The sequence below is a fragment of the Collinsella sp. AM20-15AC genome, assembly GCF_003471405.1.
Lineage (GTDB): Bacteria > Actinomycetota > Coriobacteriia > Coriobacteriales > Coriobacteriaceae > Collinsella.
In genome coordinates, this window is the sequence record NZ_QRJA01000030.1 from 349 (window position 1) to 22,817 (window position 22,469).

Here is a 22,469-nt window from a genome sequence, read left to right on the forward strand (position 1 = left end):
CGAAGCCCTGTGGGACGTCAATTCCACTCTTCACAAGTCCTACACAACATATTGCTTTCTATAGGTAATAGAAAGACTGGTGCGGATCTTCCGCACGTATCAGATGATGACCCTTTGGTTCAGGAATATATAGAGATCGGTCACCTATAAGTGTTTATCTACCCGCGCTTTTAGCAATGTAAACCGCGCTTCAGATAAAAAGAGGGAGCGCCGCGCACAACGCGACACTCCCCTAGCGATTCAAGAGAATCTATTAGGCCTCTAGAGCCTTCTTGGCGATGGTGGCCAGCTCGTTGAAGGACTCGATGTCCTCGTAAGCCATCTGAGCCAGGACCTTGCGGTCGAGCTCGATGCCGGCAACCTTCAGGCCGTGCATGAACTGAGAGTAAGAGATGTCGTTCAGGCGAGCGGCAGCGTTGATGCGGGTGATCCAGAGAGAGCGGATCTCGCGCTTCTTGTTGCGGCGATCACGATACTGATACTGCAGGGAGTGCTGGACCTGCTCTTTAGCATGCTTGTAAGTACGCGAAGCGGCACCGTAGTAACCCTTCGCACGGTGCATAACGGTACGGCGCTTCTTCTTGGCGGCAACAGCGCGCTTAATACGTGCCATGTTCTATCAACTCCTAGACGGTAAAACGAAAAACGGGAACGCGAACTTAGGCGAGACGCGACTTGATGACCTTGCGGTCGGCAGCGGCGATCTCGGTCTCCTGACGGAAGCCACGCTTACGCTTGGTGGACTTCTTGCTCAGGATGTGGCTCTTGAAAGCCTTGGCGCGCATAAGCTTGCCGGTGCCAGTCTTGCGGAAACGCTTCTTGGTGCCGCTGTGGGACTTCATCTTAGGCATGAAATACTCCTTAATCGGTTACAGAACACTAGTTACTTGGTATCGCTTGCCGCTTTATCCTCATCGAAGGCGCCCTTAATCGGGGCGAGCAGCATAAGCATGTTACGGCCTTCCATCTTAGGCTTGGACTCGACCGTAGCGTAAGGCTTGAGATCCTCGGCGAGACGCTCGAGAACGTTAAGACCCTGCTCCGGGTGAGCCATCTCACGGCCGCGGAACATGATGGTGATCTTAACGCGTGCGCCCTTCTTGAGGAAACGCAGAACGTGGCCCTTCTTGGTCTCGTAGTCGCCAACGTCGATCTTGGGTCGGAACTTCATTTCCTTGACCTCGACCTTGGACTGGTTCTTACGAGCAGCCTTGGCCTTCATGGCCTGCTGGTACTTGAACTTACCGTAGTCCATGACCTTGCAGACCGGCGGCTCCGCGTTGGGAGCGATCTCGACTAGGTCGAGACCCTGATCGTCGGCGACGCGCTGGGCATCGCGGATGGCGAACAGGCCGAGCTGAGAGCCATCGACGCCAATCAAACGACACGAAGATGCAGTGATCTCGTCGTTGATGCGGGTGTCATCAGACTTAGCTATTTTCCCTACCTCCATTCATAAAAAAATAACCCGGCGCTTCTCAGCAACCAGGTCGTACACATAGACTTCCTCGATTTGAGGAAGGGAATCTAAGTTGTATGACCAGTCAGCTGCTCATTGGCGCCAAAAGGTGGGAACCCTCGGGTTCCTCTTTAAGGCATTGCGGGGACAACGCCTTGGCGATAATAACACGTACCGCGCGTTATCACATTACGTACACGAAAAAGGGAGCCTTGACCCCCTTGAACGTCCACTTGCATGTATGGTGCCCGAGGCGAGACTCGAAGGGCCTTCGCTTCGCGAAGCCCCGGGCTTCGGGCGCATGGCGCCCTCGCCGCGCTCCGCTACAAACAGGCCACAGGCCTGTTTGCTTAACGCTCCGCGCGCTCACGCGAGTTCGGCACGAAAAAGGGGGCCGCAACCCCCTTGAACGCTCACTTGCATGTATGGTGCCCGAGGCGAGACTCGAACTCGCACGTTGTTGCCAACGGTGGATTTTGAGTCCACTGCGTCTGCCAATTCCGCCACTCGGGCACGCAATGCGTGAGTTAGTTTATCACAGCTTTCTACCGATTAGTCCGAAAATGGAACATCGAGCATTTCGATGAGTTCGACCGTGCGGAGCATCTCGCGCCGACGGCATCCGCGACCGTCGACCGAAGCCTCACCCATCTGGTTATCGTAAGGGTCCTCGCGCATGCCGTCGAAAGAGGGCTCAAACTCTGCCTGGAATCGATTGTTGGCCACCATACGCCACGGGTCGAGATTGCCAAAGTAGTGACGGCGGCGCCACTCCTCCCCCATCCTGCGAGCAGAAGACCCAAATGATACGTCGGCGTTGAGCCAACCGGTCTGCGGCGTATAGAACTCTGCCCAGTCGTGCGACCCCACCGAATCGGGCGTAACATACAGGCCGCTCTGCCAACGGGCAGGCACGCCCGCGATACGGCACATGGTGATAAACGTGAGCGCCATAACGCCGCAATCGCCGCGGAGCGAATGCGCGCAGTCATCGGCAATAGATCCCAAAAGCAAGTACGGCGGCTGATAGCGATAGTCGATATGCTGCGTCAGGTAATCATAGATAGCACGGGCGCGATCGAGCGGATCCTCGAGCCCGTCAATGACACGGGCCGTCAGCTGCTGCAGATACGGCGTGAATGCAATGTGCGGACGGTCCTCGGAGGTGTCCACGGGCAGTGGCACGTCCATGCAAGGATGCACCGGAAGCGCACCCCCATAGACATCACGATAAGCGGCATCAATTTGATAGCGATAGGTCACCGAGAATGAGCGCTCACTCGAAGAAGACCACGAGGCGGTACGCGCCGAAGCATTCGCGGGGGCAACAGCACCCTCCGGCGTCATATCGAGAACCTCGATATGAGACTGTTGACGACAGGCGGCGGCAACGGGTAGCCACGAGCGAACAGTCTCTCCCTCCAGAGCACCAGGAACAGACACGCATGCCTTGAGCGTAATGGCGCGAGACAGCCCGCCTTGCGATTCCATCTCCTTAAGCATCTGATTGCGCAGCGCCATACCATCCGTAGAATCGGGGCGCAGACCCGGAACCTCCTTGGGATACACGCGCAAAGAATCCAGGAAGTTGTCGAGAACGAACAGCTCGCCATCGATAAAGCGCCAGTCAATACGCTTACGATTAATCAGGTCATCAAACTGCTCTTCGATAAACTCTGGCCACTCCTCGCGAATCATCGCAATAGCCTGATCGCGCGACACCGAAAAATGAAGCGGCGTCTCGAGCATGCGATACCGCTCGGCACGAACACAAGCAGCCAGCGAAGGCTCGGGGTTCTGCTCCAAAAGGCGATCGCAGGCAGCAACAGCCTGCGTCAAATACCCGGCATCCTTAAGACGAAGAATCTCGGGCGGCAGTCCAACATCGAGATGACGAAAGTCATCACAGTGAACATCAGCAGAGCAACCAACTGGGCCCTCGTCAATAACCTTCCCATCCGAAGGCAGCACATTAATAACAGCCATACCAAAACTCCAAGTCACTAGAACGCTTGAAGCCCATTGTAGCGAGATAAAAAAGAAAGCCCCAATTAAGGAGCCCCCAACACTGATAAACGGTGCCTATAAAAAATGAATTCAGCCCAGTAACCCTGCGGCGTTAAACGAAGGAAGCCCCGTCCCCCGGAGCTGTTTCCTTGGCGCGACTTCTGGCAAAGCCAGTAGCCATCTTAATTTAGCCCAGTAACCCTGTAGCGAGTTAACGAAGGAGGCCCCGTTTCCCCGGAGCTGATTCCGTCGCGCGACTTCTGGCGAAGCCAGGTGAGCGCGAGGGAAACAGCGTAGGGGAAACGGGGCTTCCGGCGGGAAGTTAAACCGCTACTTACGCCTTGTTGACGGAGCCAAACTCCTCCATGAGCTCCTTGGTGCGGGCAACGATGTTGTCGCGACCAGGCTTGAGGAGCTTGCGGGGGTCAAAGCCCTTGCCCTGCTGATCCTTGCCAGCCTCGATGTACTCGCGAACGCCCTTGGCGAAGACGAGCTGCAGGTCGGTGTTGACGTTGATCTTGGAGATGCCCAGGGAAATGGCCTTCTTGATCTGATCCTCGGGGATGCCGGTGCCACCGTGCAGGACGAGGGGCAGATCGCCGGTCTGGGCCTTGATCTCGCCCAGACGCTCGAAGGAAAGGCCAGCCCAGTCGGCAGGGTACACGCCGTGGATGTTGCCGATACCGCAGGCGAGGAAGTCGACGCCCAGGTCAGCGATCTGCTTGCACTCAGCAGGATCAGCGAGCTCGCCGCTGGAGGTCACGCCGTCCTCGGTGCCGCCGATGCCGCCGACCTCGGCCTCGATGGACATGCCCTTGGAGTGGGCAAGCTCAACGAGCTCCTTGGTGCGGTCGAGGTTAAGCTGGAAGGTCTCCTCGTGAGAGCCGTCATACATGATGGACGTGAAGCCGGCCTCGATGCACTTGAAGCAGTCCTCGTAAGAACCGTGATCGAGGTGAAGGGCGACGGGAACGGTAACGCCCGTGGCCTCGACGGCAGCCTTGACCATGTCGGCGCAGACCTTGAAACCGCCCATCCACTTAGCGGCACCAGCGGTGCACTGAAGGATCAGCGGAGACTTGGCCTCCTCGGCGGCCTGGAGAATAGCCAGGGTCCACTCGAGGTTGTTGGTGTTGAAGGCACCGAGACCGTACTTGCCGGCCTCAGCCTTCTTGAGCATGTCTGCTGCGTTGACGAGCATAAAAGAAACCTCCTGTAAGGTTGCTCCGATAACGCCTGAGATTTTACCACGGCGCACCCGGGCATAAACGTTCGTTTGTTCACGAATATGGGTACTTTAGCGATTTTTTATACCGCCTGCCGCCTCAGAACGGCCGTTGACGAGTTTGGGGGGTTGACGTTATTGTCAACCCCCCAAATACCAACCAGCTATACGATCACCAAAGACGCGAGCTCAAGCATGATGGGCATGGCGACGAGCGACAGAATCGTGGACAGCGTCACCAAACCGATTCCAAACTTATAGTTGCCGCCGTATTTCTCGGACAAGATGGCCGCGAACGATGCGACAGGTGCACCGAGAGCGATAAGCATCGTGAGGCGAACCTTGGCATCAATCCACGGGAAGAGCGCCAATATGCCAACAACGATCGCCGGGATGATGACGAGTCTCACCAAGCTAACGAGATAGGCCTTTTTGCTCGTAACGACAGCGCGCATATCGCTCTGCGCCAAATAGGCTCCAAGCACAAGCATCACAAGGCCCGTATTGAGCGCACCCAGGTCATCGAGAATCGTCGCCATCAACGCGGGCGGATGGATTGAAAAGAAAAAGCAAACAAGACCAATCAAGATCATGATGAGATTGGGGTTAGTAATGCAGTTCTTAAAGGACATCTGGCTCTTATCACCCGAAACCAACCATACGCCATACGTCCAAATGAAAAACGTGAGGCATGAGACTCCGATGGAGAGGTAGAAGACGTATTCGGACCCGAACACGCCCATAACAATGGGAACCCCGATAAAGCCGCTGTTGGAGAAGATGGCACCGTAACGGGCGACACCATCCTCCTTTTTAAAAAACAGACGCGTGAGCGGAATCGAAATTAGTGTGACCACAACGGTAAGCACAAAGCAAAATCCCGCGTCGCGGATCATGTTGGGTTCGAAGTCGACCATAAGGGTTCTCAGCGTAATGCAGGGATACGCCACATAGATGACCACATTGGCCATCTGGCTCGTGCCCTTGCGGTCGATAATCTTCATGCGGTAGAGAAAATAGCCGATCGCCATCAGGATAAACATGATGACGATCTGACTGATAAGCGCGGCAACCGCTCCTCCCATTACAGCTCCTCGCCGTTGGTCTCAATAACCTTCTTGTACCAGTAGAAGCTCTTTTTACGCGAGCGCTCCATAGTACCGGTGCCGTCATCGTGCTTATCGACATAAACAAACCCGTAGCGCTTGGCCATCTCTCCATCGGCATTGCTCACCAGGTCGATGCAGCCCCAAGGCGTGTAGCCCCAGACCTCAACACCATCCTTGATGGCCTCGGCCATGGCCTTGATGTGATCGCGCAAGTACTCGATACGATAGTCGTCGTCGATGAATCCATCCGGATTGACCTCGTCGCAGCAGCCGAGGCCGTTCTCAACCACCATAATGGGAATTTGATAGCGCTCGTACACCTGGTTGAGCATGATACGCAGACCCATAGGGTCGATTGGCCACTCCCATGCAGTCTCCTTGAGGTAAGGATTCTTGGCGCCCCCGAGAAGGTTACCGCTCGTCTCCTCGGCAGGGTCAGTGCTTGCGCACTGGCTCTGATAGTAGCTGTGCGTATAGAAATCGACCGTACCCTCTTTGAGAATCTTACGGTCCTCGTCGGTGATATCGAGCGTCACGCCCTCCTCGTCCCAGATGCGCTGGGCAAAGTAGGGGTACTCGCCGCGCACTTGGACATCTGAACAGTAGTAGTTGCGATACTGGTTACGCTCGCGGGCAAGCTCGACGTCCGCAGGATTGGGCGTGAGCGGATAGGCCAGCATGTAGGCAATCATACAACCCATCTTGTTGTCGGGGTCGATCTCGTGCCCCGCCTTGACCGCAAGAGCACTTGCGACAAACTGATGGTGCAGCGCCTGCAAACGCTTCTGCGGGTCATCTTTCTGATGGCGAAGGTCAAAGGAGCCCGGATTCAGAATGCCGAGACTCATGTAGTTGCCAAGGGACATCATGCCGCAATTGATCTCGTTGAACGTGAGCCAGTAGCGACACTTGCCCTTGAAATGCTCCATGACGGTCTTGGCATACTTCACGTAGCAGTCAATAGCCTCGCGCGAAGCCCAGCCATCGACTTTCTGGCACATGGCAAAAGGCATCTCGTAATGACTCAGCGTCACGAGCGGTTCGATGCCGTACTTATGGCACTCGTCCATCACGCAATCGTAAAACGCAAGGCCAGCCGCGTTGGGCTCATCTTCGAATCCCGTTGGGAAGACGCGAGGCCAGTTCATCGAGAAACGAAAGACCTTGAATCCCATCTCGGCGAGCAAGGCGATGTCCTCTTTGTAGTGATGGTAGAAATCGACACCATCGTGACAGGGATAGAGCTTGTTGGGGTCGAGCTCGGGCGTGATCTCGCGCGGGTGGTGATGGTTGCCGTTAGTGGCCATATCCATGCAACTCGGACCCTTGCCGTCTACGTCCCAGGCTCCCTCGAACTGATTGGCAGCAGTCGCGCCGCCCCAAAGAAAGTCTTTTGGAAAAACACCCATGGTCGTCCTCTTTTCTATAGGAAACGGGCCGTCATCGCGACGGCCCTCACACTTGTTGAATGAAAGCTAGTCGAGGTCAGCACCGTTGGTGGCGATAACCTTCTGGTACCAATCGAAGCTCTTCTTCTTAGAGCGTGCATAGGTACCGTTGCCCTCATTGTCGAGGTCAACATAGATAAAGCCGTACCGTTTGTCCATTTCGCACGTCGACATCGAGACCAGGTCGATGCACCCCCACGGGGTATAGCCCATCACGTCGACACCTTCCTCGATAGCAGCGCCGATGGCCTTAATGTGCTCACGGAAGTAGTCGATGCGATAGTCATCGTCAATCGTGCCGTCTTCGTTGACCTTATCGTAGGCGCCAAGACCGTTCTCGACGATAAAGAGCGGCTTATGGTAGCGGTCCTGCATATCGATCAACGCGTAGGTGAGGCCATCGGGGTCGACCTGCCAACCCCAGTCAGAAATGGGCAGGAAGGGGTTCTTGACGCCGGTAGCAAGGTTTCCTCCGACTTTCTCGCGCTTGTCCGCATCAATGGAGTCAACCATCGACATGTAATAAGAAAACGAGACGAAGTCGACCGGATACTGCTTGAGAATGGCCTCGTCACCCATGCCGAACTCGACGTGGATGCCCTTGCGCTTCCAATAGTTGAGCACATGCTGCGGATACTCGCCAAGTACCTGGACATCGCTATAGAAGTAGTTATCGCGGTTGTCCTTCTGCGCAAGCAGCATGTTTTTGGGATTGCAGTTCTCGGGATAGGTGAGGGTGCGCGTGACCATGCAGCCCATCTGAGCACCGGGAACCATCTCGTGCAGCATCTTGGTGGCAAGGGCGCTCGCCACAAACTGATTGTGCACGCACTGGTAGATAAGCTCCTCGCGCTTATCCTCGGGATAACGCTCGGTGCAAACGCCGATCGTGGTCCAGGGGTGGCGGAACACAGAGTCGATCTCATTGAATGTGAGCCAATAGGTAACGTACTTTCCAAACTCGCGGAAGCAGACTTCGCAGAAGCGCAAGAAGAAGTCGATGACTTCGCGCTTGCCCCAACCATCGTAGTGGTTTGCCAAATAGAGCGGCATCTCGTAGTGGTGAAGCGTCACAAGTGGCTCAATGCCCGCATCCTTCATGGTGCGGAACAGGTCGCGGTAGTAGTCGATGCCGGCCTGGAGCGGCTCTTCCTCTGTACCCGTGGGGAACAGGCGAGTCCACTGGATGGATACGCGCAGCGTCTTGAAGCCCATCTCCTGGAAAAGCGCAATGTCCTCCTTGTAGCGATGAAAGAAGTCGATGCCGTGACGCTTGGGGTACACGTGGATATCGGTCGAAGCCTCGGCCTCCTTGATCTGTTCGTCAGTGATGCCGTGAAGGGCCGCGTAGTCCTTTTTGTCGACCTTGGGCTTATAGGTGGTGCAGTCGGCGACCGAAAGGCCCTTGCCATCCACATCCCAAGCACCCTCGCACTGGTTGGCGGCAGTGGCACCGCCCCACAAAAAGCCTTCTGGGAACACGTAGCTCATAGTTATCTCCTTAGTTAAAAAGAGGGGCACGGCGCTCCCGTGCACCGCGCCCCTCGAAGTTACAGGCATATTATCGGACAGCCGATAGGTGTAGCCATTAGGCCTGAGCAGCCTCTTCCTGCTCCTTCTTGGCCAGCTTGCTGTTGGCGAGGACGAAGGGGATCCAGATAAGGACGCCCACGACGAGCTCGACGACTTGGACCACAACACCCTGCCAGCCATGGCCAACAAAGGCATTAAGCAGGATGGGCACACCAAAGGGCACGTCAACGGTGTTGCAGGGAAGGAAGCCGATAGAGGTGGCGAACATGGCGATGGCGACGCAGATACCGGAACCAAAGGCAAACGGAATCGCGTAGATCGGGTTCAAGACCAGAGGGATACCGAAGACGACGGGCTCGGAGATGCCGCAGATGCCAGGCAGGAAACCGAGCTTGGCGATAGCCTTTTCCTCATCGCGCTTGGAGCACAGGAAAATAGCGATGATGAGGCAGAGGGTCATACCGGCGCCACCGGGAGCAACGAAGCAGTTCCAAAAACCCATGGTGAACGGAGAATCGGGCATGGTGCCAGCGGCAAGGGCGGCGGTGTTGGCGGCGATTGCGGCATTGAACATGGGGTTGCGCACCGGGGAAACAATGAGACCGCCATGGATACCGAGAACCCAGAAGAGCTGGGACACGACAACGATGATGACAACGCCAGCCGGAGTCTTGAAGGCCGCCTCGAGCGGAGCCTGCATAAGGCCGTAGATCCAATCGTTGATATAGGAGCCGGTAAGGGCCTGGAAGCCAAGGCCGAAGATAGCGCTCACGACGAGGACAATAAAGACCGGGATCATAACGTTGAAGGACTGGGAGATACCAGAGGGAACCGAAGGAGGCATCTTGATCTTGATCTGGTCGATCTTAGAGAGCCAGCAGAAAAGCGAACCGAACACAACGGCCGTGATCATGCCGACAAAAAGACCCTGAGCGCCCATCTGAGTGGTAAGAAGACCAGACACCGGAGCCTCGAGAGCCGTGCCGGCACCGTCGACCTTGATAGAGGTGCAAATCATGGAGATGTAGGCCGCCACGGAGACGAGCGCCGTCGGATACTCCGGAGCCTTCTTGGCACGGGCCAGGTAAAGGCCAATCAGGAAGGTGATGGGCACCGTCATGAAGGACATGGTGCAGTAGTTGATAGCGGAAAATGCCGGCTCAAGCCCCGCGAGCGCGGGCACCCATTGTGCAAGCCCCGTCGTGGTGGAAGAGACCAACGTCTTGAGCAGCGTGCCCATAGAACCCACGATAACGAAGGGCATAAACGCGGTAAAGGCATCCTTAATTGCGGAGAGATATACGTTATCGCCTACTTTTTCTGCGACAACCATCATCACATCTTCGAATTTCTCGGAGAAAGCCATATGATGTACCTGCTTTCGAAAGTTAATGACGTGCTTTCGGATGTAGACCGCTGTCGAGTGCTAGTCGCACAGCGGCGATTTTGGGCTATTGAGCCCTTATGCCTTGGCGACCAGGTCCTCCGCCTGCTTGAGGACCTTGGCGCCATCGCAGCTGCCGTAGGCAACCGGATCGATTACGGCAACGGGAGCTTTGCCGTCAACGACTTTGGTGAGCTTGCGCTGAAGATGGCGGACCTGCGGGCCAAGCAGCAAAACGTCAAAGTTTCCGAGTTCCTCGGCAACCTGGCCTTGCTCGACGGCCCAAATCTTGTAATCATCCTTGCCCTGGGCCTTAGCGGCCTCCTCCATCTTGCTCACAACGAGCGAGGTGCTCATACCAGCACAGCAAGCCAACATGATGTTCATAACGGACTCCTTTCAAAAGCGCTCATCTTGGGCGCCCGATTGACCAAACTCGGTATTTTAGGGTTACTTGCCCTCGTACTTATCGCGATAAAGCTCGATAAAGCGCTCGGCAAAATCACTCGCCATGATGGCCATCGTCAGATGGTCTTCGGCATGGATCAAGATGATGTTGATATCGACGGTATTGCCGTTCGCTTCAGCCTGAGTGAGCTCGAACTGCATCTTGTGGGCAGCGCTCATCTCGGACTGCGCCTCGGCGAGCTGTTTCTCGGCCTCTTCGAAATCGCCATCATGGGCGGCGTCGATTGCCATGAGCGCGGCGGACTTGGCGTTGCCCGCATGCAGGATGATTTGAAGGGCATTTTCATATTTGCTCTCGTCCATCGGTGTCTCCTTCTACTCGTTGTTGTCTGTTTTTCCATACATATTCAAAAGCTTGACGACGGTCTCCCATCGTTGGTTGTCGACAAGCCCCTGGATAGCCTCTTTGCTGGTAAGCATCTTGGCCATACTGCGGTAGAAACGGTCAAGCTTCTTGTCCTTAGCCTTTGAGACTGATACTAGAAAGACCGCCCGCACCGCTTGCCCGTTCCATTCGACCGGCTCGCGCAGCAGTCCAACGCAAACAAACGTCTCGTCCGTCACGGCCTTGACCGAATGGGGCATGGCGACCTGATTGCCAAAACTCGTCTGCGCGAGTTCCTCGCGACGCATGACCAGCTGCTTAAACTCGTCAGGCACGTTACGCATGGCGGCGACCTGCTCGCATAGAATTGAGATGACCTCGTTCTTGTCTGCAGCGACCATATCGGAGACAAAAAGGTCAGCCGAAAAATAAGGTGCAAGGTCACCGGTAACATTTGCACCGGCAAGAATCTCACGAACATCGTGCATATCATCGGCATCGAGAAAGAAGCTCACCTCGCGCACGGGCACCGGAAGCGCTCGATGCAGGGGCACCGTGGTAAAAACGTAATCGATACCCGTCATATCAATACTGTCGACATGGGAGGCATCGCAGGTCACAATCTTGTCCACGAGAGCACCGAACTCTTGGCGGTATCGGTACTCAAGGAGCTTGGCGCTTCCCTGTCCGCTCGCGCACACTACGAGGATATTCTTACGCGGGACCTCGCTCTTCTGGCGCTCAAGCGCCAAGGCGAAGGCGAGTGCGATATAGCCGATCTCGTCATCCGAAAGACGACTACCGTAGTGCTCGGCAAGGATGACCGACGAATCGAGTGCCATCGAATACGCGAGCGCGAATCTCTCCTTGATATCGGCAAGCAGCGGATTATCGATATGCATGCGATATTTGAGACGCACGGCAAGCGGAACGATATGACGCGCGAGGTTCATGCGGAGCTCAAGATCGCCGCGAAAATCAAAGTGATAGGAATCCCAGATGCACTCGAGCATCTCAGTGACCACATCCCAAACCTCGTCAGAAATTACGAGACCTTCATCTGCACCGTCGGAACTAGCATACAGAGATTGCTTTCCCGCAAGGTGAATGGCGATGTAGGCAACCTCCTCCTCTGGGAGCCGAATGTCGAAAGCTTTCTCGATACGCAAAGCCACACAACCGGCCACCGCAAACTCGCGCGCTGTACGCAGCTTCTCAATATGTTCGGCTTCGAGCGGGACGTAGCACTGCTCGCGGATTCGCCAAATGGCGACCGCGATATGAACCAGCAAGTTTTGATAGGCCGCTGAGTTGATTTGGAAGCCTTCCTCGGCAATGACCTCATTCACACAGGTGGCAATCGTGTCGAGGGTCACCTGGTTCTGAGAATCGCTCTCACGATGCTCTGCAAGCTTGTCGAGCGTAATGCTTGCCAAGCAGAGGCGACGCGACATCTCCGAGCCGCTCACGCGAATCCCGTAATGAGGACGCCGTTCAAGCTTGAGATCGAACTTGGCCAGCTGTGCCTCAACCCGCTTGAGATCGCCTGAAATAGCATTGCGGGATACATAGAGGATCTCCGAAAGATCGTCCAGGGTGATCCAGTCGACGCGACTCAACAGGTCGTTCAGCAAGTACTCAACGCGCCCCTCGCTCGTAGAGGGAATTGACTTGAGACCCCCATTGGATGCATCGTCCTTGATCGAGCGGTATGCGTCGCAATCGCTGATATTGAGGGTATAACCCCCGCCACGGTGTTTATGGATATGGGCCTGAGGCTCGAGGACAGCGTTGAGCTTCTTGACATAAGTACGAATCGTGCGATCGCTCACGCCAAACTCTTCGCAAAGACGAGCGGGCGAAACATCGTGATTAGCCTCTATGTAGTCAAGTACTTTTTGAACCTGTGAATCTAACACCAACGTTTCACCTCCCCGTATCTATCCGACAATTAGAAAGATACAAGGTTTATGAAAGGTGTTCCACAATCCCGATTTCCCCAGAAGTCGGAAGTCTCTTGGGTGGAAACGGAAACTGTCTAGCGCATGAACGGGTTGCACATGAGTTCACGCGCCATAGTGGTCGAGGGACCGTGGCCAGTCAAACAAACGGTATCGGGTGGAAGCATGTGGGCGAGCTTGGAGAGCGAGCGCAGAATCGCTGCCTCGTCGCCACCGGCAAGATCGGTGCGGCCGTGGCTGCCCGGGAATAGGGTGTCGCCCACAAAGGCAATGTTCCTCTGCTCAGTGGCGGCGAACAGAACGATGCCGCCCGGTGTGTGCCCGGGCACCTCAATTACCTGCAGGCAAATGTCGCCCAGCTCAATGGTGTCGCCCTCGGCAAGCAGCCGCGTCGGCTCACCTGGATCGGGCGTCTCGATGCCCCACATCGCTCGCTGCTCCTCGATATTCGCATGCGGCACTGCTGCGTCCTTGCCACACAGCTCGTACAGGGCGTCGGCGCCAACGGCGGCCCGAACTCCAGCGACACCGCCAACATGGTCGGCGTGACCGTGCGTGCAAACGGCGCCGAGCACCTGCACATCGGGGTGTTCGGCTCGAATATGCTCCACCAAGCGCTCGCCTTCCCATGCGGGGTCGATAATCACGCACTCATTGTCCGAAATGACAGCATAGCTATTGGTCTGAATGGGACCGTTTACGAGCGTCTCGATCTCGACCGATCCCTTGGGAGTTAAATCCAAGGACACAGCACTCATGCCCCTCTCCTCTCTATAGAACTCGAGGCATCAAACGATGCCTCGAGTGTAGCGAATATCGATAATGTGGCACGTTCGTCGCGACTAAACGCGACGCTTGAGCTGAGCTCCACCCTCACCCGGCATCAGACGGCGTGCGTCATAGACCGAGTCGACACTGCTGATGGAAGCCAGCAGCGGATCCAGACCACTCGCGTCCGAAATCTCGACCATAAAGCGCAGGGTTGCAATACCCTCGCGGTTGGTCGACGTGGCGGCAGAAAGGATATTGCCGCCCGCATCGCCAATGGCAATGGTGACATCCTTGAGAAGGCCCATGCGGTCCAGGCACTCGACCACGATCTCAACCTGGAACAGGGTATCGGCAGCGCCGTCCCACTCAACGTCAATCATGCGCTCGGGGTGTTCCATAAGACCCTTGACGTTGGGGCAGTTGGCACGGTGCACCGAGACGCCGCGGCCGCGCGTGATGAAGCCCACGATATCGTCGCCCGTCACGGGGTTGCAACAATGCGCCAGACGAACCAGCAAGCCGCTGTTGCTCTCGCCCTTGACGATGATACCGTTGCTGGCGCTCTTGCCACGCTTTTGGGGCTTGCGGTTGGATCCGCGCGCGGGCTGCTTCACGACCTCGGCAATGGCCTCGGCCTTGGCGAGCTGCTCCTCGGGCTTGGGATCCAAGATCTGCTCGACTTTGTTGCCCACGGCACGCGGGGCGACTTTGCCCGCCCCAACGGCTGCGAACAGGTCCTCGAGCTGCTTGTAGTTAAACTGCTCTGCCACGGCATTGAGCGCACGCGTAGATCGCGGCGTAGAGATGCCGTACCCGCGCTTGCGCAGGTCCTTGGCCAGTATATCGCGGCCGGCGGCAGCGTCATCGTCTTTGGTCGCGGCAGCGAAGTAACGGCGAATCTTCGACTTGGCCGAAGGTGTCTTGACGATCTTGAGCCAATCGCGCGACGGCTTGGAACTCTTATTGGTCAGGATTTCAACGCGGTCGCCCGTCTTGATCTCATGCGTGAGCGGCGCGACCGCACCGTTGATCTTAGCGCCGACGCAGTGGTTGCCCACCTCGGTGTGAACGGCATAGGCAAAGTCGAGCGGCGTGGAGCCGGCACGAAGCGCCATGACCTCGCCCTTGGGCGTAAAGACAAAGATCTCCTGGTCGAAGAGGTCGACCTTCAACGAGTGCAGGTATTCCTTGGCATCGGTAATCTCATCAGACGCTGCCCAATCGAGCGAATGCTTGAGCCAGTTTATCTGGTCGTCCAGACGCTGGGCATCATTGGTCTTTGAAGCAGACGATCCGCCCGACTTCTTGTACAGCCAGTGGGCGGCGATGCCGTACTCGGCCTGCTCGTGCATCTCGTAGGTTCGAATCTGAATCTCGAGCGGACGGGCCGTGGGGCCGATAACCGTCGTATGAAGCGACTGATAGTTATTGACCTTGGGCATGGCGATATAGTCTTTAAAGCGACCGGGCATGGGGTGCCACAGCGTATGCACCGCACCGAGCGTGGAATAGCAATCGCGCACCGAATGAGTGATGACGCGCAGCGCCACCAAGTCATAAATCTCGGAGAATTCCTTGCCTTTGCGCTTCATCTTTTGGTAGATGGACCAATAGTGCTTGGAGCGGCCGTTGATCTGGAAGCCCTCCAGGCCAATGCGGTTGAGTTCATCGGTGAGCGTCTTGATAGTCTCGGCCAGATAGCGCTCGCGAACCTCACGCGACTCTGCCACCATGCGCGCGATGCGCTGGTAGGCGTCGGGCTCCAAATAGAAGAAGGACAGATCCTCGAGCTCCCACTTAATAGAGCTCATGCCCAGGCGGTCGGCCAGGGGCGCGTACACGTCCATAGTCTCGCGTGCCTTAAACAGGCGACGGTCCTCGCGCAGGGCGGCGAGCGTGCGCATATTATGCAGGCGGTCGGCGAGTTTGACGATGATAACGCGGATGTCCTTGGACATGGCGAGGAACATCTTGCGCAGCGTGAGCGCCTGTTTCTCGTCCATGCTGTCGACTTCGATGTTGGTGAGCTTGGTCACGCCATCGACGAGCTCGGCCACCGTATCGCCAAACAGGCCGGAAACATCAGCAAGCGAGGTCTCGGTATCCTCGACGGTATCGTGCAGCAGCGCGGCGCACACCACATCGCAGTCCATCTTGAGATCGGCCAAAATGATGGCCACCTCGACGGGATGGTTGATGTACATCTCACCCGAGCGGCGCTTTTGGTTGCAGTGCTTCTCGGCAGCAAAGCAATAGGCCTGCTCCACCTTAGAAAAGTCGTCCTCATTCATATATTTGAGGCACAGGCGCTCCAGCTTGTCGTAGCTGTCCGCCATAATCTCGGGCGGCAGCTCATCGGCATGCTTATAGTGCTCCATCTCCGAGAACGGCTGGAGGGTGGAATCATGGGCGGTACGGGCTGCGGCATCCATCGAGGTCCCCTTCCCCTAGGCCCGCGGTACGATCGGGCGGTTAACTTTGGCTAGCATATCAGAAGCGCACGAATCGAGCGCCCAACTCCGGAAAGCCGAGAACTCCATGCGCGAACGCAACCCCTCCAAATAGCGAATTGACCTGCTCAATTGCACACGGCCGGGGTTTTCGGCCATCGCGATGCGACGGGTGTCGTCAAACCCCGAAACGCGACAGAAACCAAGCTCTTCGAAGATTCCCAGGCCACTCTCCACCGAGCGCTCGTCGACCGGCGTGCGAGCATCGATGGCAAGGCACATCTGCGCGATGTCGATATCGCTCGCGCTAAAGGAATCGTCCCCGGTCTTGCCGCGGTTGGAGCGCCACATGGTTTGCAGCGCGCGATAGAGCGTGACGAGCTCGTCGCGCTCGGGCGCATAGCAGTCGAGTAGGCGCTCGTTAATGCGGGCGTCGCGCGACGAATAGAGCAGGTGGATCACGGCGGGCTGCCCATCGCGACCGGCGCGGCCGCTCATCTGGTTAAACTCAATCGCGCCAAACGGCATGTGGTAGAGCACGACATGGCGAATATCGGGAAGGTTGACGCCCTCGCCAAAGGCAGAGGTCGAGACGATGCAGCTGAGGCATCCGTCACGAAACGCCTCCTCTACGCGATGGCGGTCGGTGCGCGTAAGGCCCGCGTTGTAAAAGGCGATATGCGACGCGTAGTCGGGAACGCGTTTGCGTAGCGTCTTGGCAAGCGCCACGGACTGATCACGCGAGTTAACGTAGATGACGGTCTTCTCCCCCGTCGCGACGATGGACACCAGGCGGTTTTCGCGGCTCGCAAGATCGCGGTCGTCCTCGAGCCGCAAGTTCTCGCGCACGGTCTCGTCGACCACCGTACGGGTAATCGGCAACACGCGGGCAAGCTCCGCCACGACCGGAGCCGTCGCGGTGGCCGTCGCCGCCATAACGACCGGATCGCCCAGGGCCTTGAGGATGTCGGGCATGTCGAGGTATGCGCTACGGTCGCCGCCCTTGGCAAGACCGGCATGATGCGCCTCGTCGATAACGACAAACCCGATACGACCCGAGCGAGCAAAGCGGTCTCGGTGAATAGACAGGAACTCCGGCGTCGTGAGCACGATGCCGGTGCGGCCCGAAGCCAGGCCGGCAAACACGTCATCGCGCGCTGCCTCCACGGTCTCGCCGGTCAACACGCCCACGCCAATGCCGAGCGCAGCCATCGTCGATGAAAGATGATAGGCCTGGTCGGCAACGAGCGCGCGCAGCGGATAGACAAAGATGCTCGCGCGACCGCGAAGGACCGCCTCGCGTGCGGCGTGCACGTGGAAAATCAGAGACTTACCACGTCCCGTCCCCATAACGGCCAAAACGCTCTGGTGGTCGGCGAGCGCGTCGAGTGCCTCGACCTGCGCGCGATGTGGCTGGTTCGAGCCGATAAAGCTATGGATAAGCGAGCGCGTGAGCTCGGTATAAGAAAGCTGGGCGAGCGTCTCGCGTTTACGCGACTCCAGGCGCGGGCCTAAGTCCGCCGGTTGCACGCCGCGACGAAGCTCGCACGCCGGATCGTCGATATTGGGCGCCGTGGTATCACGCACCAAGACATCCTTGATCATGAGCTTGGGCTTCACGCGTCCCTGCCAATGCTCGGCCACGGCCTCGAATACCAAGTCGACGGCGCTGTCGCAATTGATGAGCCTATCGATCTGTGGCACGCGGAACATGATGGCCGGCACACTCGCGGCGCCATCAGTCGCCACAAAGCGCATGTGCTCGCCGGTTTTGCCCACCACGGCGCGATCGCACATCGTCACGCCCTCGGCCGCCAACAGCGGCACCTTATTGCCCTGGCCAAACGGCTCAAGACGAGAAATCTGCTCGATAGTCTCGATATTTAGCTCGGAGAGGTCAACGGTGGCGGCAACCTCGTCAGTGTCCTCAAAGTCATCGGCGGGAAGCTCCGATAGCACGGCCGAAAGGCGACGACGGAACTCGTCGAGCTTGGACGCCTCGATGGTCACGCCCACCGCACCCGCATGCCCGCCGCGGCGAATCAGCAGATCCGAGCAGCGCTCTACGGCATCGAACAGGTTGACCTTGCCCACCGAGCGGCCCGATCCGCGTGCAACGCCGTCCTCGATCGAAAAGAGCAGCGCCGGCACGTGATAACGGTTGGTCAGACGGCTCGCTACGATACCCTTGACGCCCTCGTGCCAGCCCTCGCCACCCACGACGATTGCGCGACCGCCATCATAAGTCTCCTCGACCTTTGCCATGGCGTCGCGTGTGAGCTCCGCTTCGATCTCGCGGCGCTGACGGTTGATCTCCTCGAGCTCGGCCGCCAGCGCGCTTGCCTCGATAGGATCGCGGGCAAGCAGCAGGTCGAGCGCCAGCTTGGGATCGGCCATGCGACCGGCGGCGTTCAAGCGGGGAATGAGCGAAAACGACAGGCCATCGGCCGTAATGCTAGAGAGGTCGGCCTTGGCGAGCGCTGCCAGCGCGATGTAGCCGGGACGAGCCGTCACGCGCATCTGCTGGATGCCCTCGGCGACCAACGCGCGGTTCTCGGGCGTGAGCGGCATCATGTCGGACACGGTGCCCAGCGCCGCGACCTCTATCAGCGAACGCCAATACGACGGCTTGCCCAAACGCTCGCCCAGAACCTGCACCAGCTTGAGTGCCACGCCGGCACCGGCAAGCTCACGCGAGGGACCCTCGTCCTCGAGCTTGGGGTCGGTCAAGGGCACGCCCTGCGGCACCTGGTCGGAGGGCTCGTGATGGTCCGTGACCACCAAATCGATCCCCAGGCTCTCCAGATAGGAAACCTCTTCCTTGGCGGCAATACCGTTATCGACGGTCACAATCAGGTTGGGTTGGGCGAGCTCGTTGACGCGGTCGAGCGCCGCACGCGACAGGCCGTAGCCCTCGTCAAAGCGATGCGGGATAAACGGCGTGACGTTGGCGCCAAACGAACGTAGCGCCTCGGTCAACAGACAAGTCGACGTAATGCCGTCGACGTCAAAATCGCCAAAGACGGCGATGCGCTCGTGGCTGTGAATAGCACGCTCAACGCGGTCGGCGACGACCGCCATGCCCGGAATAACGAGCGGGTCCGCCCAGTCGCGATCGAGCGAAGGCGTCAAAAACAGTTGGCCTTCTTCGATGGATGTAATGCCGTGCGCGACCATAATGCGCGCCACCAGCCCGGGTATGCCCAAGCCAGCCGAAAGCTCCTTTTCGAGCTCGGGGTTTTGCCGAGCGACCGCCCAGCGATGCGTCGTCTTAAGCGATGACATAGGCGCCCACCCCCGATAGGGGCAGGTCGCCGCGATACCTCTCACGGTTCATAGCGATGAGTCCTCTGTGTATGCCCGCTTCGGCAGGCAGATCTGTTGAACGGATTTATTATACCGTGCAGAGCAGACGCAAATCGCCGCAGCACGCCGCGGTTTCGGTAAACGATGCCGGTAATAGCCTCGAAATATTCGAGCGTTTCTGACGCACGGACGCATGCGAGCGTCTAGCATATCCATTCAAAACGGATTCACGGGCAAAGGGAGTCACAAGCGCATATGAAGCAATGGGTTGGACTGGGCAAGTTTCTCGCGGGGCACATGCAGGTCATCGTTCCGATTTGCGTGGCGCTCGGCGTGCTCTTTCCCCAACAGATTGGCGTACTCAAGCCCATCGTTCCCACCCTGTTTGCCTTTATGACGTTTCAGGGTGCGCTCAGCAACACCTTTCACCAGGTAACCGAGGTGTTCCGCCGTCCGCTGCACCTGGTCTTGGCGTTACTCGTCTCGGCGGTGCTTATCCCTATCGCAGCCTATGCCATGGGATCGTTATTCTTTGGCTCCAACCCCAACCTTGTCTGCGGCATCGTGCTCGAGTACAGCGTACCCGTGGCAGTCACCGCCTTTATGTGGATCAGTATGTTCGGCGGCAACGGCCCGCTCGCGCTCACCATCATCCTGACGTCCTCGGTCATCTCGCCCGTCACGATTCCGCTCACGCTTAAGCTCCTGCTGGGTGCCACCGTTGCAATCGATGTTACGGGCATGATGCAGAACATGGCCTTTATGATCGCCATCCCCGCCGTGCTCGGCATCGTGATCAACGAGTTCACGCGCGGATGGGGACACGAGAAACTCTCCCCCGCGCTTTCGCCCGCCTGCAAGTTTATGATGATGGGTGTCATCGCCTCCAACTCCACCGCCATGAGCGAGTACGTGCTACACATGAATGCGGTGCGCCTGGAAGTTGCCCTCTTTATTTTGACCTTCGCCATCAGCGGCTTTGTCGTCGGCATTCTGGTCGCCCGCGCGTTGCACCTGCCGTATAGCGAGACGACCACCATGTGCTTTACCTGCGGCATGCGCAATATCTCTTCGGGCGCCGTCATCGCCACGCAGTATTTTCCCGGCGAGGTCGTGTTTCCCGTCATGTGCGGAACGCTGTTTCAGCAGGTGCTCGCCTCGGTTATCGGACATCTCTTTGAGCGACTGACCGGCGAGGAGCGCGCCAAACAGCGCAAGCGGGTCAAGGCTGGGCGCGACGCGATGGCACGCTAGGCAGCACACTTTTCGCAGGCGCTCGCCTTGCTATACGAGCGTTTCCAGATGCGCGCGTAGGCGCTCAGCATCGATATAGAGCGTGGTCTCGGCATTAACCTGGGCCAGACGATAGCCCACGAAGTAGGGCGATACCACCCAACGTGGCAACGCCTTGGCAATGGTCCGGCCGTCCATGTGGTAGAAGAACAAGTTGTACGACTCCGCGCGACCGCCGTGGTGTTCGTGCAGGATATAGCGCAGGGCCACCTGAATCGCATCGGCAAACAGGTCCGCTTCGGCTTGGTCGCGGGCGTCGTCGCTGGCGGCGATTCCCTGTGGAGCCGAGACGTTGACCTCAAAGAATCCCATGATCGGCTCGGTTGAGATGTTGACCGAGATTCTCCCCTGCCGCCAGACATTGATGCCTTCGAAATTGGCGGAAGTCAGCGAAGCATAGCCGTCTTCCTGCTCCAAACCCACAATCTGCATGTGAGGATGGACGAGGCTGCCGCCCGAAAGCGGGCCTTTGTTCTTGTACATGAGCACGCTGAGGTACTGTTGGGAATCGATCATCTGCTGCCAACAGCCCAGGGCAAACCGCATCACATGATGCAGCTCATCCGGTTCATAGGTCGCCAGGTCGGCGTCGTGATTGGCCGACTCGATCAATACGGTCTGACGGGTGGCCCGCAAGGTCTTGAACTTATTCTCGAGCCAGATGCAGTCACCATCGCGCTCGATGATGTTGGCGAGCCCCTCCGTGTCGCAAAAGGGGCACGCGGTGCCAGGGCGACGATTATCGTCGGGCTTACCGTTCGCCTGCTGAACGTCAAATACCAGCGCCACGGGTTATACCTCCAACTGCACGATCTTGGTGCCATGGAGCTCGGAGACGCTCAATGCCGCCGCCACGGTATCGCGGTTGGCCGTAGAAATGCCGCCGCCGGGAAGGATGGTCAGGCGGTCGCCCGCATACTCGACAAGACGCGACAGGTACTCCAGGTTGTCCTCGATCGGCGTTCCAGCAGCACCACCATGCGTCAGGATGCGCGTGATGCCGCAGTCGGCGAGTGTGTCAATGGCATCGAGCTGAGCCTCGAGCGAAAGCTGGTCAAAGGCCATGTGGAAGGTGATATCGATGGCCCCGCGCTTGCACTCCTCGGTCGCGCAGCCCGTAGCCATCACGAGGGCGCCGAGGGTGAGCTCGTCGAGCGCCCAGCCGCCGGCACAGGGCTTGCAGCAGCCAAAGACCAGGCCGTCAACGCCGGCGCTCACGGCAAGACCCAAGTCCATCTCCATCATGCGCAGCTCGTCCTGGTTGTAGTGAAAGTCACCGCCACGCGGGCGAATCATGCACATCACTCGCGCGTCATGCTCGTGAGCATAGCTGACCGTAGCGCTGATAACGCCGGCGGAAGGCGTGGTGCCACCGACGGCGAGGTTGTCGCACAGCTCAATGCGCCCCGCACCGGCCTCGATGGCCGCCGGCACTCGCTCAAAGTTCTCGGCACAAAACTCGTACAGCATAGCTAGACCCCCAAAGACAGCAGATGTTTTCCGACGGGCATTGTCACACATCCCCATGAAGTTGCGGTGGAATAGGGACTGCTTTTGGCCTCTGGAGCCCGTATTAAGTCCCTATTTCACCGCAACTCAGAATGATCTCTTGGGGACGGAGGAAAACGGATCATTACAGCTGGCCGAAAAATGTTGCCGATGGTGAATGTTGCGCAACAAGATGATCGCGTCGAAAATGTTGGTGTAAGGGTGGCTCCCTAGCGTCCGTT

Annotated in this window: 18 protein-coding genes and 1 tRNA gene; 1 reads left to right on the forward strand and 18 read right to left on the reverse strand. The window is 57.8% G+C overall.

Annotated features, from left to right (window positions below):
* Nucleotides 1–253: 253 nt before the first annotated feature.
* The 16 genes from rplT to recJ all read right to left on the reverse strand — a co-directional run bounded on the left by rplT (nt 254) and on the right by recJ (nt 19,425).
* Nucleotides 254–613, reverse strand: a complete 360-nt coding sequence (rplT, locus tag DW233_RS08825; protein ID WP_006234421.1) for a 50S ribosomal protein L20 — start codon at nt 611–613, stop codon at nt 254–256.
* A 46-nt stretch (nt 614–659) separates the two neighbouring features.
* Nucleotides 660–851, reverse strand: a complete 192-nt coding sequence (gene rpmI, locus DW233_RS08830; protein WP_006234422.1) for a 50S ribosomal protein L35 — start codon at nt 849–851, stop codon at nt 660–662.
* A 32-nt stretch (nt 852–883) separates the two neighbouring features.
* Nucleotides 884–1,453 (reverse strand): translation initiation factor IF-3, encoded by a 570-nt coding sequence (infC, locus tag DW233_RS08835; RefSeq protein ID WP_006234423.1) that lies wholly within the window; start codon nt 1,451–1,453, stop codon nt 884–886.
* 432 nt (nt 1,454–1,885) lie between these two features.
* Nucleotides 1,886–1,972: transfer RNA gene (locus DW233_RS08840), tRNA-Leu, on the reverse strand.
* A 39-nt stretch (nt 1,973–2,011) separates the two neighbouring features.
* On the reverse strand, nt 2,012–3,445 hold the full coding sequence (locus tag DW233_RS08845; RefSeq protein ID WP_118267829.1) for a transglutaminase-like domain-containing protein: 1,434 nt from the start codon (nt 3,443–3,445) through the stop codon (nt 2,012–2,014).
* 355 nt (nt 3,446–3,800) lie between these two features.
* Complete coding sequence (gene fba, locus DW233_RS08850) at nt 3,801–4,667, reverse strand: class II fructose-1,6-bisphosphate aldolase (RefSeq protein ID WP_035137086.1); 867 nt, start codon at nt 4,665–4,667, stop codon at nt 3,801–3,803.
* A gap of 188 nt (nt 4,668–4,855) precedes the next feature.
* Entirely contained in the window at nt 4,856–5,776 is a 921-nt protein-coding gene (locus DW233_RS08855; protein WP_117655166.1) for an AEC family transporter, read from the reverse strand.
* Complete coding sequence (locus DW233_RS08860) at nt 5,776–7,209, reverse strand: glycoside hydrolase family 1 protein (protein ID WP_118267831.1); 1,434 nt, start codon at nt 7,207–7,209, stop codon at nt 5,776–5,778. Before DW233_RS08860 ends, DW233_RS08855 begins: the two co-directional genes overlap by 1 nt.
* A 66-nt stretch (nt 7,210–7,275) precedes the next feature.
* Complete coding sequence (locus DW233_RS08865; RefSeq protein WP_117655168.1) at nt 7,276–8,739, reverse strand: glycoside hydrolase family 1 protein; 1,464 nt, start codon at nt 8,737–8,739, stop codon at nt 7,276–7,278.
* A 97-nt stretch (nt 8,740–8,836) separates the two neighbouring features.
* Nucleotides 8,837–10,147 (reverse strand): PTS sugar transporter subunit IIC, encoded by a 1,311-nt coding sequence (locus tag DW233_RS08870; RefSeq protein ID WP_117655169.1) that lies wholly within the window; start codon nt 10,145–10,147, stop codon nt 8,837–8,839.
* A 96-nt stretch (nt 10,148–10,243) separates the two neighbouring features.
* A complete protein-coding gene (locus DW233_RS08875; RefSeq protein WP_117655170.1) occupies nt 10,244–10,552 on the reverse strand; it encodes a PTS sugar transporter subunit IIB in 309 nt (102 codons plus the stop codon).
* Nucleotides 10,553–10,615: 63 nt separating this feature from the next.
* On the reverse strand, nt 10,616–10,936 hold the full coding sequence (locus DW233_RS08880) for a PTS lactose/cellobiose transporter subunit IIA (protein ID WP_117655171.1): 321 nt from the start codon (nt 10,934–10,936) through the stop codon (nt 10,616–10,618).
* Between the two features lie 12 nt (nt 10,937–10,948).
* Nucleotides 10,949–12,877 carry a BglG family transcription antiterminator gene (locus tag DW233_RS08885; protein WP_117655215.1) on the reverse strand — a complete coding sequence of 643 codons (1,929 nt, stop codon included), beginning with the start codon at nt 12,875–12,877 and terminating at the stop codon, nt 10,949–10,951.
* A 119-nt stretch (nt 12,878–12,996) separates the two neighbouring features.
* Nucleotides 12,997–13,677 carry an MBL fold metallo-hydrolase gene (locus DW233_RS08890; RefSeq protein WP_117655172.1) on the reverse strand — a complete coding sequence of 227 codons (681 nt, stop codon included), beginning with the start codon at nt 13,675–13,677 and terminating at the stop codon, nt 12,997–12,999.
* An 84-nt stretch (nt 13,678–13,761) separates the two neighbouring features.
* Nucleotides 13,762–16,122 (reverse strand): bifunctional (p)ppGpp synthetase/guanosine-3',5'-bis(diphosphate) 3'-pyrophosphohydrolase, encoded by a 2,361-nt coding sequence (locus DW233_RS08895; RefSeq protein ID WP_117840145.1) that lies wholly within the window; start codon nt 16,120–16,122, stop codon nt 13,762–13,764.
* A gap of 15 nt (nt 16,123–16,137) precedes the next feature.
* The gene (gene recJ / locus DW233_RS08900; RefSeq protein WP_118267833.1) at nt 16,138–19,425 is read right to left on the reverse strand and encodes a single-stranded-DNA-specific exonuclease RecJ; all 3,288 of its coding nucleotides are present in this window, start codon (nt 19,423–19,425) and stop codon (nt 16,138–16,140) included.
* Between the two features lie 276 nt (nt 19,426–19,701).
* Between recJ and DW233_RS08905 the strand changes: the two genes are divergently transcribed.
* Nucleotides 19,702–20,700 carry a bile acid:sodium symporter family protein gene (locus DW233_RS08905; RefSeq protein ID WP_117640564.1) on the forward strand — a complete coding sequence of 333 codons (999 nt, stop codon included), beginning with the start codon at nt 19,702–19,704 and terminating at the stop codon, nt 20,698–20,700.
* A gap of 30 nt (nt 20,701–20,730) precedes the next feature.
* On the opposite strand, the gene DW233_RS08910 is transcribed toward DW233_RS08905, so the two are convergent.
* On the reverse strand, nt 20,731–21,528 hold the full coding sequence (locus DW233_RS08910; RefSeq protein ID WP_117655175.1) for a DUF4931 domain-containing protein: 798 nt from the start codon (nt 21,526–21,528) through the stop codon (nt 20,731–20,733).
* A 3-nt stretch (nt 21,529–21,531) separates the two neighbouring features.
* Nucleotides 21,532–22,209: a copper homeostasis protein CutC gene (locus DW233_RS08915; protein ID WP_117655176.1), complete on the reverse strand. Its 678-nt coding sequence runs from the start codon at nt 22,207–22,209 to the stop codon at nt 21,532–21,534.
* Nucleotides 22,210–22,469 lie beyond the last annotated feature (260 nt).

Bases quoted from the DNA above. Each gene is read 5' to 3' on its own strand.
- recJ (WP_118267833.1), bottom strand. From the start codon at position 19,425: ATGTCATCGCTTAAGACGACGCATCGCTGGGCGGTCGCTCGGCAAAAC.
- rplT (WP_006234421.1), bottom strand. From the start codon at position 613: ATGGCACGTATTAAGCGCGCTGTTGCCGCCAAGAAGAAGCGCCGTACC.
- DW233_RS08870 (WP_117655169.1), bottom strand. From the start codon at position 10,147: ATGGCTTTCTCCGAGAAATTCGAAGATGTGATGATGGTTGTCGCAGAA.
- DW233_RS08905 (WP_117640564.1), top strand. From the start codon at position 19,702: ATGAAGCAATGGGTTGGACTGGGCAAGTTTCTCGCGGGGCACATGCAG.
- DW233_RS08855 (WP_117655166.1), bottom strand. From the start codon at position 5,776: ATGGGAGGAGCGGTTGCCGCGCTTATCAGTCAGATCGTCATCATGTTT.
- infC (WP_006234423.1), bottom strand. From the start codon at position 1,453: ATGGAGGTAGGGAAAATAGCTAAGTCTGATGACACCCGCATCAACGAC.
- DW233_RS08880 (WP_117655171.1), bottom strand. From the start codon at position 10,936: ATGGACGAGAGCAAATATGAAAATGCCCTTCAAATCATCCTGCATGCG.
- DW233_RS08875 (WP_117655170.1), bottom strand. From the start codon at position 10,552: ATGAACATCATGTTGGCTTGCTGTGCTGGTATGAGCACCTCGCTCGTT.
- DW233_RS08895 (WP_117840145.1), bottom strand. From the start codon at position 16,122: ATGGATGCCGCAGCCCGTACCGCCCATGATTCCACCCTCCAGCCGTTC.
- rpmI (WP_006234422.1), bottom strand. From the start codon at position 851: ATGCCTAAGATGAAGTCCCACAGCGGCACCAAGAAGCGTTTCCGCAAG.
- DW233_RS08860 (WP_118267831.1), bottom strand. From the start codon at position 7,209: ATGGGTGTTTTTCCAAAAGACTTTCTTTGGGGCGGCGCGACTGCTGCC.
- DW233_RS08845 (WP_118267829.1), bottom strand. From the start codon at position 3,445: ATGGCTGTTATTAATGTGCTGCCTTCGGATGGGAAGGTTATTGACGAG.
- DW233_RS08915 (WP_117655176.1), bottom strand. From the start codon at position 22,209: ATGCTGTACGAGTTTTGTGCCGAGAACTTTGAGCGAGTGCCGGCGGCC.
- DW233_RS08890 (WP_117655172.1), bottom strand. From the start codon at position 13,677: ATGAGTGCTGTGTCCTTGGATTTAACTCCCAAGGGATCGGTCGAGATC.
- DW233_RS08865 (WP_117655168.1), bottom strand. From the start codon at position 8,739: ATGAGCTACGTGTTCCCAGAAGGCTTTTTGTGGGGCGGTGCCACTGCC.
- fba (WP_035137086.1), bottom strand. From the start codon at position 4,667: ATGCTCGTCAACGCAGCAGACATGCTCAAGAAGGCTGAGGCCGGCAAG.